This is a genomic window from Ruegeria sp. BF7 (genome assembly GCF_056538605.1).
Map to the genome: position 1 here is coordinate 78,684 of NZ_JBQFTM010000004.1, position 14,766 is coordinate 93,449.

The window sequence follows — 14,766 nt, forward strand, 5'->3', positions numbered from 1 at the left end:
CTCATCCCTTACCTCAGAGATGCTCCTGCACGTCCACGCAATGATACTTGGTCGCGTCCAGAATGTTGTGATCCCTGTCAGCCGCAGTAACGCACATGGTTGTGGCCCCATCTCGTGCCGACGTTGAGGCAGCCTCCTTGGTCACATAAGCGGGGTAATCGTCGTGTCGGTGCCATCGGCCTTGCTCGACATTAAACTCACTCTGAGCATTCCTGCCGACTTGCTCGACAGCATAACTTTCCCCCCACCAAGCGTGTAGGTGGTTCTTGGAGACGTCCGGTTCAAAGTTTGCTTCGTAGGTGATTGTAAGTTCGTCACCGTTTTTTTCGACCGAAACGATACGGACTTCGCAGCCATCCACCGGGCAGGCGTTAGGCATATCTGATTGTGCCGAAACTTCCACAGCGGACAGAAATGCGGTCGCTCCTAGGATCAAACCACTGCGACACAATACGTTTAAATGAATAAGCTGCATGCTTCCCTCCTGAGCTTGTTGAAATCAGCGCTGCAAGATGATCCTAGCACGAAATGAATATATCTTTCTGAGACTTTCGCCACAGAACTCAGAAGACTGACTTTGGAAATGGCTATCGACGCACGACTTCGAATTCGAGAGGTCGGGCATCGGCATGTTGAGTGGGAAGAGATAGCGAAATCAAACCACCGCCAGCAAGCATGACCGCTTCTCGTTTTAGTTGAATTTCTCTTTCATTTTCGAACTTTACGTACGTGCCAGAAGAACTCCGATCTGTTAGCATGAGTTTGCCATTTTTCATGTTCAGCACAGCGTGTAATCGCGAGACCCACGGCTGTGTCATAACTACGTCGCATTGTTTGGATCTGCCGATTTTGATTTCACCACCCTCTCTGCAACGCCATGAGCGGTCGTTTTGATAGAGAATAAGGGCAAAATTATTCCCCTGGGCTCCTTGATTGTCGCTGCGATCAATCAGACCCGGCGGGTGCACAACCGTACTCAGCCCGTCTGTGGGTGCTCGCATTGAATAAGCCCTTACTGGATCGCTCACTCCTTTCAAGTGAAGGGGTCCAATCGGGGTGAGCAACTGCTTGATGTCTGGGCTCAGATAACTGGCGACGCTCTCACTGACGCAAGCCTCGCCTGGGTTCGCGGCCGCGGCTAGTCTGGCTGTTAGATTAACAGTTTCACCAAAAATACCATTCTCAGCGAAAACGATTGGACCATGATGTACTCCTGCATGAACGGACAACAAAGTGCCGTGTGGCTTGTTAATCATATCCAATGCCGACTTAACCGCAGCATCCTGATCAAGAAAATAGCATAAGACGTCGTCGCCCTTTTGCCCTACAGGAACGCCACCAAAGGAAATTGCAGATTCTCTTAGGCGGTCAATCTCGAACTGTATCAGCTTCTGTGCCTGATCGTCTCCCATTGCTTCATAGAACGGAGTGCTATCCGAGATATCTGCAATTATCGTGGTGGCGAGTTTTGATTCCACAGTGATCTTCGCTGTTTAGTTCGTCGAAACACCATGCCATTCGGCATTGAGTTCCTAGACTAGGGTAAGGTAGCGAAACTAAGAAAATCAACCTGACTATAACAGTGGCCACTGGCTGCAAATCAGTTTCAGTCAAGAGTGTCGCGACGGGTCATGTCGGATCACCTTCATAGTAATGATCAGCCCCACCTGAGTGGTCCAATTTGATTGTTAGTGCATGACCGGCCTTTGGTCCATCTCTTTGATGGATTCGGGAGCCGGAGGGCGGTAGCCCAGAGCACTATGCGGTCGTTGCTATTTCTAGCTTCGTGTGTTCGCGGCACCGAATTACTGTAAACGCGGCGTCACAGTCGCCGCTGCCTAGCGCAAGAATGGGCCATCATTAGCTCTAAACATAAACGGCGATGGGCTCTCCGATCACATTGAGCAAGGGCGTCGTGCCAAGGCCCGGCAAATCCGAGACTCTGACGCGCCCATTTTCGACCACCGCCGCGTTTGAAACCGTCTCTTTCAACAGCCCCTTTGCGTTGATCGCGGATCGGATGGCGCGGCTGGGCGTGGAATGCGCCATATGCGCGACGACCGAGCAAGCCAATTCGCTGTAGGAACTATCTTGGATTTCCATTGGCACACGCAGCGCAATGCACAGATCGCGGATCAGGCGCATCTTGGAGATACCGCCAACCCGAGCCAGTTTGAGGTTCAGCCCATCCAGCACGCCATCCTCTTTCGCACGCAGAACGACGCCGATGTCGAGGGCAGATTCGTCTAGTATCAGCGGAACGCCGGTGGTCCGGCGCACTTCCTTGCATTCCTCATAGGTGGCGCAGGGTTGTTCGAAAAAAACATCGATATCACCCATGGCTTTGGCAACTCGGATCGCCTCATCCACGCGCCAGCCGCCGTTGCCGTCATATTTGAGCGACTCGCCTGGGCGCATCCGCTCTTTCATCCAGCGCAGATACTCGATGTCATGGGCCACATCGCCGCTGGTCTTGCCCGACAATTGCTGCGTGCCGTGGCGACGATGCCGTTCAATCGCTTCTTCCAGCTCCGGCCCCGGATCGGGTGGTATCGAGCCGACTACCTCAGGCGCTTCCGTCAGCATTCCTCCCAAAAGCATATAGAGCGGTGCATTCAGCGATCGCCCCAAAATATCCCAACAGGCCACGTCAAGCGCGGTTTTGACAAATGGCTGGCCGGTCATCTCAAAATCCATAACCTCGTTGATTGCGCCCACCATTCGGGGGTCCTTGCCGATCAGATGCGGGGCCAGTTCCTCGAGGCCTGCGCGTACCCCGCGTGCCCAGGCCGGGACAAAATTCGCGCCCCAGGGGACAGAGTCGCCCCAACCTTCAATCCCGGCGTCGGTTTTGATCCGAACCAGAGTGATGTCAAAATTGGACATCACCCGATCGTGGGAAATAGTGGCAGGTTTTATCGGTACATCGACCTGATAGACGGAGATTTGGGTGATTTTCATGAAGAACCGAGCCTCGCTTAACGGATAGGGCCGAGATCAGGCTCGCCGCATAGTTTCCGGTGGTCAAAGCATTTCTCGTAGGGGCTTTGCCTCAGTTTTAGTCATAGCTCAGAGCGGCGATGGGGCTCTGAATTTCGAGATGATCCAGTCCCGGACGAGGCACCCATCCGGCGACAATTGCCGTTGTGACGGGACGATCAGGTAAAAGCTGAACTCGGTCTGCATCGGGATGTCGCAAGCAACAGTCAGCCAGCCGCGCGCGAACTGCTCACCCAAAAGCGGCTTCAGGCCGAGCGCGATCCCGGCCCCTTCAAAAGCCGCCTTGTTCAGCAACGTATAGGCATTCAGCCGCATGGTAGGGGTGGGCATTGCGCGCGTCACACCTGCTGCACGGAACCACGCAGGCCAGCTGACCCAATCCATGGTCGCGTCACCCAAGTGCAGCAGCGGCTGATCAAGCAGGTCCGCCGCATCCACGAACGGAGCCCGCCCATCCAGAAACCCCGGGCTGCAGACAGGAACCGCTTCGCCCGTGCGCAGAAAGGTCTTATCCACGCCAGCCCAACGCCCATGGCCGAATTGAATACCAATATCAAACGTATCCTGGGCCGTCGATAGATCGGCATCAGAGGCCAGAACCTGAATCGAGATATCGGGAAAACGGACCTTCAACTCTGGCAAAAGAGGCATCAACCAATAGATCGAGATGGCCTCTGTCGCCGCCACTGTCACCTGACGGTCCTGTGGTGGCAAAACAAGATCGGTTGTCGCATCTGCCAAATGATCAAGGGCGACTGTCACCGCATGATGGTAGCGCCGCCCGTCATCGGTCAGCGCCACAGAGCGATGCCCACGCCGAAACAGCGTCACTCCGAGGGAGATCTCCAACTCCCGCACCTGACGGCTGACAGCGCCTTGCGTTACGCAAAGCTCATCGGCGGCACGGGTAAAGCTGAGCCATCTACCCGCCGCCTCAAATGACAGTAAAGCATTTAGGTTGGGCAGTTTGGATTTCAGGTTTGGCATGACGAAAACTCTGTCTTTTGCAGACATAATCCTCGTTTGAGGCGGTTTTGCTAGTCAGTAAACTCGTTGAGGTTAGAAACGCATTGCTCAGCCGCCAGAAGATGACACCAATCCCATGAGTGAAACCACCCCAGCAACTATGACCGCCGAGTAACTTGTCGGCCATGGCGGCATCGACATGTTGTATTACCGCGAAGATGTGCCCACTCCGACACCCGGTCCGGGGGAGGTGCTGATCCAGACGACCGCAGCAGGCGTGAACAACACCGATATCAACACGCGGATCGGCTGGTACTCCAAAAAAGTGACGGAAGAGACCAATACAGGCGGGGCCGAAGGGTTTGACGAGGTCGATGACCAGGAAGCGAGCTGGTCCGGCACACCGCTGACATTCCCTCGGATACAAGGCGCCGATGTGTGTGGCCGGATCGTCGCCGCGGGCGAAAGTGTGGATAGCGCGCGCATCGGCTAGCGCGTTCTCGTGCGCAACATGCTGCGCAGCTGTTTGGATTACCGACCCTATGAATGCTGGACCATCGGATCAGAATGCGACGGCGGTTTTGCGCAGTTTACCCTGGCCCCGGCCCGCGAGAGCCACAAGGTGAGCTGTGACTGATCCGATACCGAACTCGCCTCGATTCCATGCGCCTATTCCAGTGCCGAAAACATGCTGCACCGTGCGCATGTGGGCGCGGAAAAGGTCCTGATCACGGGCGCTTCCGGCGGGGTCGGATCCGCTGCGGTGCAACCGGCCAAGCGGCGCGGGGCATATGTGGTCGCGCTGGCTTCAGCCAGCAAGGCGGATGACGTCCTTGCCCTGGGTGCTGACCGCGTGATCGACCGCAACGCGGACCTGGTTGCGGAACTGGACAACGCTGCGATGGACGTGGTCGTCGATCTTGTGGCGGGCGATCAATGGCCGAGCTTCCCAGACGTGTTGCGGCGCGGGGGCGCTACGCCACCGCAGGTGCCATCGCGGGCCCCATCTCGGAGATTGACGTTCGCCCCCTTTATCTCAAGGACCTCACCCTGTTCGGATGCACCTTTCAGGAAGACGAGGTTTTCGAGAACCTGGTGACCTATATCGAAAGAGGCGAAATCCGCCCAGTAGTCGCCAAAACCTATCCGTTGTCCGATATCGCGATGGCTCAGGAAGACTTCCTGTCCAAGAAACATACAGGAAAGCTTGTTCTTATACCGCCAGCAGTGGGCAGGTGAATCTGCTATTGTGAAGCCGCAAAGCGGGTGCTGCGCCTGCAAAAAGATGCTGCGTCAACGAAATTCAAAAATCCAAGGTCGGCTAAGTCCCGCGAACTGTGAGTTCAAATGGCTTGCGATTCTGGACCGCAGCGAACGGCTGTTTCGACGGGCCGCATCGCAGCGATACTTGGGCCGGACCAATTGCTGCTCAAGGCCGAGTGCTGGGGCAGGGTATTCTGCTGATCAACCAGGCCCTAGTAAGACACACTGCGCCGGTTTCCAGATTGCGAAGAGGCTCATTGGCATTCTGTTTAACGTCGACTTGACGCACTTGAACCGTCGAAACACTCCAAAAGGGCAAAAATCCTAAGGTGTTGAATTCAATGGGAAGCGAGTCTCAATAATTCGGTCCCAGTATTTTCGTACTCCGACAGGTCTGAGAACGCTCAGTCGCTTTGGGTGTAATCAAGGTTATGTAAAAATGCTATCAGCCGAGATCGGAGTGCCTCGAGCCAGATACTGTCTGCCTCAGCAGGCCTTGCCATTATATATGTTCAAGTTGCCGTCGACATCACGTTCAAGGAGCTTAGAACACGACAAGCAGCCAAGCGGGCGCCACTGGCTGCATGGTGGACAGGATGGGCAACAATGCAGATTGGGAGGTCGTTCAATGCTCCAAGATCAGCGTGACATTCACTCGGCGTTGGCCTGACGGACATGTGAGGTTCGGTGGAGGTTTGCGCGTGTCGGCCGGATACCGCATTTCAAATCCGTCGTTGCGATTGGAGATCGAGGCGCTTTCGAACAGCGCCACGGTCCGCAGTTTTCCCCGCACTGTTACTTCAATCTGAACGGTGGTGGAGACAAAACCGTTCGACCATAATTGCCGCATCTCAGACCAACGGGTTTCAGGAAAGCCTGCGGCGATATTGGATTCGTGCCGGGGAGTCGATTGGCGCTTTCTTCGACCGAACCGGTCTTGCAAGCTTATTCCAGAACGCACCTGAATCACATGGATCGTTCAGCTTTGTCTGACCCACCCTATACGGCCCACTCAGGTTTGGCACTCGAGTCGCAAGGTTGGCCGGACACGCCAAACAATCCGCCTCATCTCAATGTGGTCCTGCAATCCTGAGAGCAGTATCGGCAAATATCCCACCTCGGCTTCAGCCAAACGGCGCACCACAATGGTTGACCGAAAGGGCTCGATCCAGCATCCTGCGGCGTAACAGACTGGCCCGGCGCGGTTATTTTTCATTGCGGTCACTTTTTTAGCAAGGTCCGAAACATGCCCGATGCATCGCAGAAGCAATATGTGCTGGACACGCATCGGCTGCGCGACCCCGAGCAGACCTTGCATATCGTCAAGCCGTTTCTGAAAAGCATGGGCATCACCCGAATTGCGAACCTGACCGGGCTGGATCGGATCGGATTGCCCACGGTGATGGTTGCCCGGCCAAATTCCCGCTCAGTTGCGGTGTCGCTGGGCAAGGGACTGTCGTTGCGGGCGGCCGAGGCCTCGGGCGTGATGGAAGCGATTGAATCCTGGCACGCTGAACGGGTTCAGCTACCGCAACGTCTGGCCAGGTATTCCGAATTGGCCGAGGAAACCGCGGTGGTCGACGTGACCGGCCTGCCGCGAGTGACCGGAGGGCACTTTGACCCGCATCGGAATATGCTGTGGGTTCAGGGGCACGATCTGGCCGGGGATGAACCGTGCTGGGTTCCGCTCGAGATGGTCGATACCGACTATACCAGCGCGCCGGTCGGTGGTCAGGCCGCCTTTCCCCGCACCACCAATGGGCTGGCCTCGGGCAATAACCTGACTGAGGCCAGCTGCCACGCCATATGCGAACTGATCGAGCGGGATGCCACAACCCTGTGGCATCACCAACAGGGAACGCCGCGTCTTGATCCGGACAGCGTTGATGATCCGCGTTGTTGCCAAGCCATCAAGATGATTACCGACGCAGGGCTGGAGGTCGGGCTGTGGGACACGACCTCGGACGTAGGCATCGCCAGTTTCCGCTGCGTGATCTGCGAAGGTGGTGGGCAACCCGGTCATATTGGCATCGGTGATGGATGCCATCCGGATCGTGCCATCGCCTTGCTCCGAGCCCTGACCGAAGCGGCGCAGACGCGGCTGACCTATATCTCAGGTTCGCGGGATGATCTGGACCCCGAGGAATTCACCAATCAGGCCAAAATGGAACGTGGCCAGTATGTGCGCGATTTGATCGATGGTACCGCGGCGGATCAGAGTTTTTGCGACTGTCCGACTCATGTAACCAACTCCTTTGACGAGGATCTGGGCCTGTTATTGCAGCGGCTCTCTGCTGTTGGTGCCGCGCAGGTTGTGACGGTTGATCTGTCGCGGCCGGAATATGATATAGCGGTAGTCCGGGCCGTCATTCCCGGGCTTGAGGCACCGCATGACGAACCGGATTACATCCCCGGTCCCCGGGCGCTGCGCATCAGGGACGGCCTGACATGACTGCGGTGATTTTTGTCGGTCCGACCCTTGCGCCAGAGGCGGTCTTGAAGTGTTTGGATGCTACAATCCTGCCCCCCGTCCGGCAGGGTGACGTATACCGCGTTGTGCGTGAAAACCCGGCTGCCATCGGTATCATCGACGGGTTTTTCGAAGGCGTGCCCTCAGTCTGGCACAAGGAAATCCTGTGGGCGATCGAACAGGGCATTCCGGTTTTCGGCAGCGCCAGCATGGGCGCTTTGCGCGCGGCAGAGCTGGCTGATTTCGGAATGATCGGTGTTGGGCGCATTTACGAGGATTACTATGACGGTACGCTGCAGGATGATGACGAGGTTGCGGTTCTGCACAGTCCGGCCGAGCTGGGCTTCCAACCGCTGAGCGAACCGATGGTGTCAATTCGCGCGACTGTGGCACAGGCCCGGACCGTCGGGGTATTGCCGCCGGATACGGCCTCTGAGGTGCTGCGCTGCGCCAAGGCGATGCACTACCGTCATCGCATCTGGCCGGACATTCTCGGCACGCTTGGAAACCTGCCGGGTATTAGCGAATTCGCGGACTGGTTGCCGAAGGGTCGCATCGACGCCAAGGCTAAGGATGCGGTTGCCATGCTGATACGTATGTCGGAACATCTGGCCGGAACCCCCCTGCCCCCGTCAGACATTGCACGAACCGAGCCCACCTTGATGTGGAAGGCGTTGCGCGCACGGGTTGATTCCGGAAATCGTACCGCCGACCGTAGTGTGATCGACGAATTACGGCTTCAGCCCGAGCTTTACGCAAAGGTGCGGGAGCGTGCAATTCTGGCCCTGTTATCGCGCGAGGAGGCCTTGAGGCAGGATCGCCCCCCCGAACGCGCGGAGTTGGTTCGGCAAATGGAGGCCCACCGGGCCACTGTCGGCCTGTCACGCAGATCCGACCTGATGGCGTGGATTGCCGCGAATGATCTGAGCCCCGAGGGCTATGAAACGATGCTGGCGGATGCTGCCCGGATCGAAGCCGCCGCTGCGTCACGGGCGGGCCATCTTGACGAACACATGCTGTCGGAGCTGCGCCGCTCGGATCAGTACGCCGAGTTGCGGAACAGGGCTGCCAACAAGGCGGAACAGGCTCTTCCGACGGGCCGGTCCGGTGTGGACAGGTTGCGAGTGCTTTTGTGGTATTTTGAATCTCGTCTTGACCAGCCGGTGCCCGATGACCTTGACTCTTATGCAGTGGCGCTCGGTCTGGACGGGCGGGATGCGTTTTATGAGATGATAGAAGCCGAGTTTTTGTATTGCCACAGGGGTGCCGACACCGGAGCCGCAGAATAAGAGGTCACCGGACTTGACCGAGTACCGCACGGGAGGGCGTATTGTGAACTTACCCGAACAGATTGATGAAGAACCCGGTACCCGGTTTCTGCTGTACCCACAGTCTCCGTTTCTGGAGCCCAACGCTCCACTGGAGCTGGTCGAGATTTCTGCACCACAAGGCAGTATCGGGCCCGGGCCGTCGGGGCCGCGCATGTACACGGTTGACCCGGTGGGGAAAACCACCCCTTACGGCGCGATCGTGCCAGGGCCAAATGGGCCGGGCATGTATCTGCCGCCTTGGGACGGTCAAATCCAGCCGCCCGCCATGCCGGATGAATTCGGCAACTTCATCCATATCGATCCCAGCAACCCCGCTTTTGAAGCCGCACATCTGTTCGGTTCGGCTCATTTCACCATGGATGTCTGGCAGGGCTATTTCGACCGCCCGATCCCGTGGCATTTCGCCCGTGATTTCGACCGTCTGGAACTGTCGCTTCTGCCTAGTCTGGACAACGCGCATATCGGTTGGGGCTTTCTGGAAACTGGTGGCACCCATGAGCACGGGGATGAATACCGACCCTATAGCCTGAATTTCGACGTGGTCGCGCATGAGATCGGCCATGCCATCATCTACAGCGTGATCGGGATGCCAACAGATGGCGATGCCTCGGGTGAGTATTACGGATTTCATGAATCCGCTGCCGATCTGGTGGCTTTGTTGGCGTCGCTGCATTTCGGTTCGGTGGTGGATGATTTACTGGAGAACACGCGGGGGAACCTCTACACCTTCAACCGCCTCAGCCGATTTGCCGAACTGTCTGAAAACGCGCAGATCCGGCTTGCGGCGAATGATCGGTCCTTGTCGGAATTCGCCGCCGGATGGTCCAGCGAGCATGCTCTGTCCGAACCCCTGACCGGTGCGATGTTCGATATCTTTGTCGATATCTATCACGAGCGTTTGCTGGTTCACGGCCTGATCTCGGCCGAGGAGGAGAACCTGTCGGATCAGTTGGAAGGATCGCCTGACTATAACCGGGTAATGCAGGGTGTTTTCGACAAGCGATATGCCGAAAACCCCGAAGGCTTTCGCATCGCCCTGCTGGAGGCGCGCGACTATCTGGGCACATATCTGGCTGACACGTGGGAAATGCTGGATGCGGATATGCTCAGCTATTTCGGAGTGGAAAAGGCCCTGCTGGCCGTGGATCAAGAGATCACCGGTGGTGCTTTTCGCAATATTATCGAAGGCAACTTCCGTGTGCGTGACATCGGATTGACAACCGCAGGACCGCGCCTGCCTGATCCTGAAGAAGGCAGTCATTCAAATTCGGTCCGCACGCAGGTGCCGGACTGATGCCTAAAACCCTTTATTTTTAAATGGTTTTGTGGCATTCAATCGAAAGGTGATTTTTAGGAACATTTTGACTCGTGACTTTTCGGGTCTTCGTTAGGGGGGGCGAGGCGTCCCATGTCGTCAAGCCTGCAATCAGGAGATGAGTTTATGCCAGAAACTTTGCTCAGTTTTTCCGAAGTGTTGATTTTCGGACGCGTCCTTGATGACATGAAATACGTCGTCACCGACAAGCGCGGACAGGGAAATAACAAACAACTGGACAAGCAGTTTGCCAAGGACGGCGAAGATGAGCCCAGGTTCGCCAAGATTTACGGGTTCGCCTATGAAGGTACATATTACGACCTTCCCGAACCCGCGATCTTCCTTGTTCATGGCAAAGGAAAAAGCGCCACGGATGGCAATCTGCCGGGAAATCTTGCCTCTCGGGCGCCCAACGATCCATCCAAAAGCGGTGTCGCGGCCGCTGACTATCAGATGGCCAACGACATTATGTACTGGAACTATGACAAGGCTGATCAGACCATGCGTATGGATGTCACGTCGGGTATGTTCGAACAGGTGCTGCTGGACATCTACTTCGGTTTTGACAGCCCCGCGATCAGCGGCGCCCGCGTGAGTGGTGCGCGGGTTAGCGGCGCACGTGTGAGCGGAGCCAGGGTTAGTGGTGCGCGCGTAAGCGGAGCCAGGGTCAGCGGCGCACGTGCGCGGGGCTCGGAAGACTGACGCGGGTAATACTCCGGCGGATAGCAGAATAGATTTGCGAAAGGCCCTGCTCAGCAGGAGCCTTTCTCGTTCAGAACCCAGCTTTTTTCAGGCCCTCGACAAAATGCTGAGTGTCCTCAGGCAGGCGGTCCGGCTGTACATTCTCCCACCGTTTCAATGAGAAATTGGGATGCGCTTTGCGATGTCTATCCGCAATATCTCGCGCGATGTCCAACTGATCGAGATGTGCGAAGCTGGCGGCCAGCAAGCGTTGTCCTTCGGTGGGATTGTTCATCTTGTTGACGGCGTCAATGGCTTCCCTATAGCGCTTGAGGTTGAAATACGCCCCACCCAGATGCCACAGGTACTGGTCCGGGAAGTACGGATTTAACCGCATTGCCTGCTGCAAATGAGTGATTGCCGTTTCGTTGTCACCATAATGTGCCAACGCATCGGCGAAATCGGAATGCATGTCAGCGTCATTCGGGTTCAGCGCCAGAGCACGCCGATAGGATTGCAGCGCTGCATCATGTTCCTTGCGATACAGATGGACATAGCCCAGTTCCCCAAAACCACGCGCATCGGTGGGGTCCAGTTCGATTGCACGCTGCGCAAAGGACAACGCCTGGTCCAGCGCGGTAGAGGGATCCTTGCTCCAGGAATAACGCCAGTCGATATTCAGTGTTCGCGACAGCGCCGCCGCTGCACGGGCATAGCCTTCGTCCCGGTCAAGCGCGGATTGGTAGAAGTCTTGCGCCTTGCGGTTGTCGTTCCGTGTATACTTAAAAATATGGTGCTGACCCTGAAGCACGGACCCATAAGCCTCAAGGTCAGACGGGATCGCCTGAATCATGCGCCGCTTTTCGTGCGATTCAATCATCACCGCGGTGGCGGCCACGATGCACTCGGTCACTTCGTCCAGGATATCGAAAATATCGTCGATCTTGCGATCAAACCGCTCGCCCCAAATGGTGCGTTCGGTTGTGGCATCTATCAATTCCGCCGTAATCCGGATGCGGCTTGCCGACCGGCGCACACTGCCCCGGGCGACATAGCGCACATTCAGCTTTTGCGCCGCCTCTTTCGGTGGCATCGACTGCGTCTTGAAGAAGAAGGACGAGTTCCGCGCAATCACGAACAGATTCCGGAATTTGGACAGGTTCATGATGATGTCGTCGGTCAGCCCCTCGGCGATCCAGCTGTCCGACTCGTCCCCGCTCTGGCTGCTGAAAGGCAGAATGGCGACCGAGGGAGTGTCGGGGCGCTCCAGCACGTCTCCAAGGATTTCGGGCCGCATCGTCCCGGCCATTGTCGCCCCGGCCACCTCACTGCGCACGCAGTAGGTTGAGACGGGGGACAGAATGTTTTTCAACTGTTTGGGACCAAGAAACTCATACCCATAGCGCAGGCGGTTGCAGACTTGGTCATAGACAGCCGAGCTGACGTAGACCCTTTCAGGTTCCGCGATTTCCTGCAGCCGGGCGGCGATATTGACGTTGTCGCCATGGATGCCACGATCATCGATCAGGATTTCTCCCAGATGGACGCCGGCGCGGAACATGAGTCGCTGATCATCGGTGCGCTCTTGGTTGTGCTGGCTGGCAATACGGTGCAGTTCCACCCCGAACTCCACCGCGCTGGTGGCAGTGTCAAACAGGGCCAGAATACCGTCCCCGCGCACCTCGACCACCCGGCCCTGAAACGCAGCGCAAGTCTCTTCGAGTTGAGACATCAATGATTTTAAAGCATTATACGTATCCAGCTCATTCTCGCTCATCAAGCGCGAGTACCCGACGACGTCGGCAAACAGGATCGCGCCCAGCTTCTGCGTGATGGAAGGATTTGGACTTGTGGTGTTCACATTCAATACTCGTCTCAGGGGCTGCGTTCGAACCCTATCGTCAGTTTATAGCAAAATGTGCTTTTGCGCTCTGAAAGCGAAATCACACCCCGTTACTCACACTCATCAACTTGCGGTGGCCAGGACCAACCCGAAGTCCCGTCCGACCCGAGGGTCACGACTGTCGCCCGGTCAAGTTCGTTTGCTAGGATGGGGCGCCTGTCCATCCAATCTTGCCTGAGAATGCCAACGACGATCATGTCGTGGAATGTTCCATCCGCGAACCAAGCTTGCCGCATTGTCCCTTCGACCTGACACCCTAGTCTTTCCACGAGGTCGCGACTTATGTGGTTATCTTCCCGATAGTACGAGGTAAGCCGGTTCAAGCCAAGCTGGCGGAATGCAAAATCGGCAACCAGAGCGGTCGCCCTGATAGCCAAACCTACCCGTCTGGCTGATTTTTCGACGAACATGGCAACAACTGCGTCCCGGTTGACTGGGGAAATGCCCTCGAGTCCCGCCATTCCAAGAATCTGTCCGCTGCTGGATTCGATAGCGAACCAGCATCTGTTGTCGCTTCCAAATGGGTTCAGCGCGCCGTTCCAGACCTCTTCGGTTTGTGCCATATTGAATGGAATACGTAACGTGCGGTCAAATCGGGCGAGGTCCTCGATATCCTGAAACCAGGGAGTGATGACCTCCAGATCCGCCTTCTCGAGGGGGCGCAGCTTGAATACGCTGTTGGATGTGTCTGGCAATGGATCAACTACCTTTAATTAAAGTCAGAAAATACATTCTGGACCCTAACACACTTGTTCATCAAATACGAAACGAGAATACATCGGCCCCGGCGGAATTGCTCCGACGGGCCTGTGTACGGTAGACCAAAGCCAAACGGAAACCGACCCACCTGAAACAGGCGGGCCGGTTCGCCGTGAGTGGTGTGGTCGTTAGTCGTACAGAACGGCCGATATCTTCGGGTCGTCCATGTTAGATGCGTCATAGTAGTAGAAGCCAGTGTCGATGAGCGACGGCACTTCCTCGCCATTCAGAGCGGCAACGGCGGCCTTGACAGTTTCATAGCCAATCCCAACCGGATTCTGAGTAATGGCCCCCGCCATCAGACCGCTTTTGATCGCGTCTTTCTGTGCTTTGCCGCTGTCATATCCGATAATGACCAGCCCTTCGGTGCCCAGTTCCTGCACGCCGTTCACCACACCGATGGCCGAGCCTTCGTTGGTACCGAAAATACCTTTCAAATCCGGGTTTGCGGCCAGGATCGCCTTGGTGACCTCGGTGGATTTCAGGTGGTCGCCCTGGCCGTATTGAACGGTGACAACCTCAATATCCGGGTACTTCTCGGCAATGCGGTTTACGAACCCGTCGCGGCGGTCGATGCCGGTGCGGCTGGTCTGGTCATGCGCGACCACGGCGACCTTGCCTTTGCCACCCAGCATTTCGGCCATCTTGTCTGCGGCCAGACCTGCTGCGGCTAGGTTGTCTGTTGTTGCGGTCGAGACCGGGATGTCGCTGTCGACGCCACTGTCAAAGGCGATGATCGGGATACCTTTTTCGTCAGCCTGTTTCAACAGCGGGATGGCGGCCTGACTGTCCAAAGCGGCAAAGCCTATTGCCTTGGGATTGTTGGCCAACGCCGCGGCCAGCATGTCGATTTGGCGGTCGACCATGGTCTCGTTGTCGGGCCCTTCGAAAGTAATGGTCACACCATATTCGTCCGCGGCCTGTTCGGCGCCGGATTTCACCGCCTGCCAGAACTGGTGCTGGAAGCCTTTGGACACAAGCGGAATGAAAACATCCTCGGCCACAGCCATCGAGGCCGGAGCCGCAAGGGTGGCCGCGCTCAGCGCCCCCAGAATAAAACGACGTGTAAACATAATTC

The 14,766-nt window shown here is 56.6% G+C and carries 14 protein-coding genes and 1 pseudogene; 7 read left to right on the forward strand and 8 right to left on the reverse strand.

The annotated features are described in order from the left end of the window. Nucleotides 1–13: 13 nt before the first annotated feature. From ACR0IK_RS11115 to ACR0IK_RS11130, 4 genes are all read right to left on the reverse strand, one after another. The gene (locus ACR0IK_RS11115; RefSeq protein WP_480641533.1) at nucleotides 14–475 is read right to left on the reverse strand and encodes a hypothetical protein; all 462 of its coding nucleotides are present in this window, start codon (nucleotides 473–475) and stop codon (nucleotides 14–16) included. A 112-nt stretch (nucleotides 476–587) separates the two neighbouring features. Further along, the gene (locus ACR0IK_RS11120) at nucleotides 588–1,478 is read right to left on the reverse strand and encodes an FHA domain-containing protein (protein ID WP_480641534.1); all 891 of its coding nucleotides are present in this window, start codon (nucleotides 1,476–1,478) and stop codon (nucleotides 588–590) included. 388 nt (nucleotides 1,479–1,866) lie between these two features. Further along, nucleotides 1,867–2,961: a mandelate racemase/muconate lactonizing enzyme family protein gene (locus tag ACR0IK_RS11125; protein ID WP_480641535.1), complete on the reverse strand. Its 1,095-nt coding sequence runs from the start codon at nucleotides 2,959–2,961 to the stop codon at nucleotides 1,867–1,869. 108 nt (nucleotides 2,962–3,069) lie between these two features. Continuing rightward, the gene (locus tag ACR0IK_RS11130) at nucleotides 3,070–3,987 is read right to left on the reverse strand and encodes a LysR substrate-binding domain-containing protein (protein ID WP_480641536.1); all 918 of its coding nucleotides are present in this window, start codon (nucleotides 3,985–3,987) and stop codon (nucleotides 3,070–3,072) included. 178 nt (nucleotides 3,988–4,165) lie between these two features. On the opposite strand from ACR0IK_RS11130, the gene ACR0IK_RS11135 reads away from it, so the two are divergent. The 3 genes and pseudogenes from ACR0IK_RS11135 to ACR0IK_RS11145 all read left to right on the forward strand — a co-directional run bounded on the left by ACR0IK_RS11135 (nucleotide 4,166) and on the right by ACR0IK_RS11145 (nucleotide 5,205). Further along, on the forward strand, nucleotides 4,166–4,459 hold the full coding sequence (locus ACR0IK_RS11135; RefSeq protein WP_480641537.1) for an alcohol dehydrogenase catalytic domain-containing protein: 294 nt from the start codon (nucleotides 4,166–4,168) through the stop codon (nucleotides 4,457–4,459). A 195-nt stretch (nucleotides 4,460–4,654) separates the two neighbouring features. Continuing rightward, a pseudogene (locus tag ACR0IK_RS11140) lies at nucleotides 4,655–4,882 on the forward strand (zinc-binding dehydrogenase); the annotation flags it as partial. A gap of 20 nt (nucleotides 4,883–4,902) precedes the next feature. Then, nucleotides 4,903–5,205: a zinc-binding dehydrogenase gene (locus ACR0IK_RS11145; protein WP_480641538.1), complete on the forward strand. Its 303-nt coding sequence runs from the start codon at nucleotides 4,903–4,905 to the stop codon at nucleotides 5,203–5,205. A 649-nt stretch (nucleotides 5,206–5,854) separates the two neighbouring features. On the opposite strand, the gene ACR0IK_RS11150 is transcribed toward ACR0IK_RS11145, so the two are convergent. Next, nucleotides 5,855–6,022: a hypothetical protein gene (locus ACR0IK_RS11150; RefSeq protein ID WP_480641539.1), complete on the reverse strand. Its 168-nt coding sequence runs from the start codon at nucleotides 6,020–6,022 to the stop codon at nucleotides 5,855–5,857. A gap of 453 nt (nucleotides 6,023–6,475) precedes the next feature. On the opposite strand from ACR0IK_RS11150, the gene ACR0IK_RS11155 reads away from it, so the two are divergent. The 4 genes from ACR0IK_RS11155 (at nucleotide 6,476) to ACR0IK_RS11170 (ending at nucleotide 11,047) form a co-directional block, all read left to right on the forward strand. Then, entirely contained in the window at nucleotides 6,476–7,681 is a 1,206-nt protein-coding gene (locus tag ACR0IK_RS11155; protein WP_480641540.1) for a YcaO-like family protein, read from the forward strand. Continuing rightward, on the forward strand, nucleotides 7,678–8,988 hold the full coding sequence (locus ACR0IK_RS11160; protein WP_480641541.1) for a TfuA-like protein: 1,311 nt from the start codon (nucleotides 7,678–7,680) through the stop codon (nucleotides 8,986–8,988). The genes ACR0IK_RS11155 and ACR0IK_RS11160 overlap by 4 nt, the downstream gene beginning before the upstream one ends. 43 nt (nucleotides 8,989–9,031) lie before the next feature. Next, a complete protein-coding gene (locus ACR0IK_RS11165) occupies nucleotides 9,032–10,324 on the forward strand; it encodes a gluzincin family metallopeptidase (RefSeq protein WP_480594880.1) in 1,293 nt (430 codons plus the stop codon). A gap of 147 nt (nucleotides 10,325–10,471) precedes the next feature. Then, entirely contained in the window at nucleotides 10,472–11,047 is a 576-nt protein-coding gene (locus ACR0IK_RS11170; RefSeq protein ID WP_480594883.1) for a hypothetical protein, read from the forward strand. A gap of 70 nt (nucleotides 11,048–11,117) precedes the next feature. Here ACR0IK_RS11170 and ACR0IK_RS11175 read toward each other — a convergent pair whose 3' ends face one another. The 3 genes from ACR0IK_RS11175 to ACR0IK_RS11185 all read right to left on the reverse strand — a co-directional run bounded on the left by ACR0IK_RS11175 (nucleotide 11,118) and on the right by ACR0IK_RS11185 (nucleotide 14,761). Next, complete coding sequence (locus tag ACR0IK_RS11175) at nucleotides 11,118–12,887, reverse strand: adenylate/guanylate cyclase domain-containing protein (protein WP_480641542.1); 1,770 nt, start codon at nucleotides 12,885–12,887, stop codon at nucleotides 11,118–11,120. Nucleotides 12,888–12,979: 92 nt separating this feature from the next. After that, entirely contained in the window at nucleotides 12,980–13,624 is a 645-nt protein-coding gene (locus ACR0IK_RS11180) for a GNAT family N-acetyltransferase (protein WP_480641543.1), read from the reverse strand. Nucleotides 13,625–13,816: 192 nt separating this feature from the next. Continuing rightward, entirely contained in the window at nucleotides 13,817–14,761 is a 945-nt protein-coding gene (locus ACR0IK_RS11185) for a substrate-binding domain-containing protein (RefSeq protein ID WP_480641544.1), read from the reverse strand. Between the last annotated feature and the right edge of the window lie 5 nt (nucleotides 14,762–14,766).

What these genes read in the sequence shown, in the direction of transcription:
- ACR0IK_RS11160 (WP_480641541.1), top strand. Translation starts at nt 7,678, where the DNA reads ATGACTGCGGTGATTTTTGTCGGTCCGACCCTTGCGCCAGAGGCGGTC.
- ACR0IK_RS11125 (WP_480641535.1), bottom strand. Translation starts at nt 2,961, where the DNA reads ATGAAAATCACCCAAATCTCCGTCTATCAGGTCGATGTACCGATAAAA.
- ACR0IK_RS11135 (WP_480641537.1), top strand. Translation starts at nt 4,166, where the DNA reads ATGTTGTATTACCGCGAAGATGTGCCCACTCCGACACCCGGTCCGGGG.
- ACR0IK_RS11185 (WP_480641544.1), bottom strand. Translation starts at nt 14,761, where the DNA reads ATGTTTACACGTCGTTTTATTCTGGGGGCGCTGAGCGCGGCCACCCTT.
- ACR0IK_RS11155 (WP_480641540.1), top strand. Translation starts at nt 6,476, where the DNA reads ATGCCCGATGCATCGCAGAAGCAATATGTGCTGGACACGCATCGGCTG.
- ACR0IK_RS11145 (WP_480641538.1), top strand. Translation starts at nt 4,903, where the DNA reads ATGGCCGAGCTTCCCAGACGTGTTGCGGCGCGGGGGCGCTACGCCACC.
- ACR0IK_RS11130 (WP_480641536.1), bottom strand. Translation starts at nt 3,987, where the DNA reads ATGCCAAACCTGAAATCCAAACTGCCCAACCTAAATGCTTTACTGTCA.
- ACR0IK_RS11170 (WP_480594883.1), top strand. Translation starts at nt 10,472, where the DNA reads ATGCCAGAAACTTTGCTCAGTTTTTCCGAAGTGTTGATTTTCGGACGC.
- ACR0IK_RS11115 (WP_480641533.1), bottom strand. Translation starts at nt 475, where the DNA reads ATGCAGCTTATTCATTTAAACGTATTGTGTCGCAGTGGTTTGATCCTA.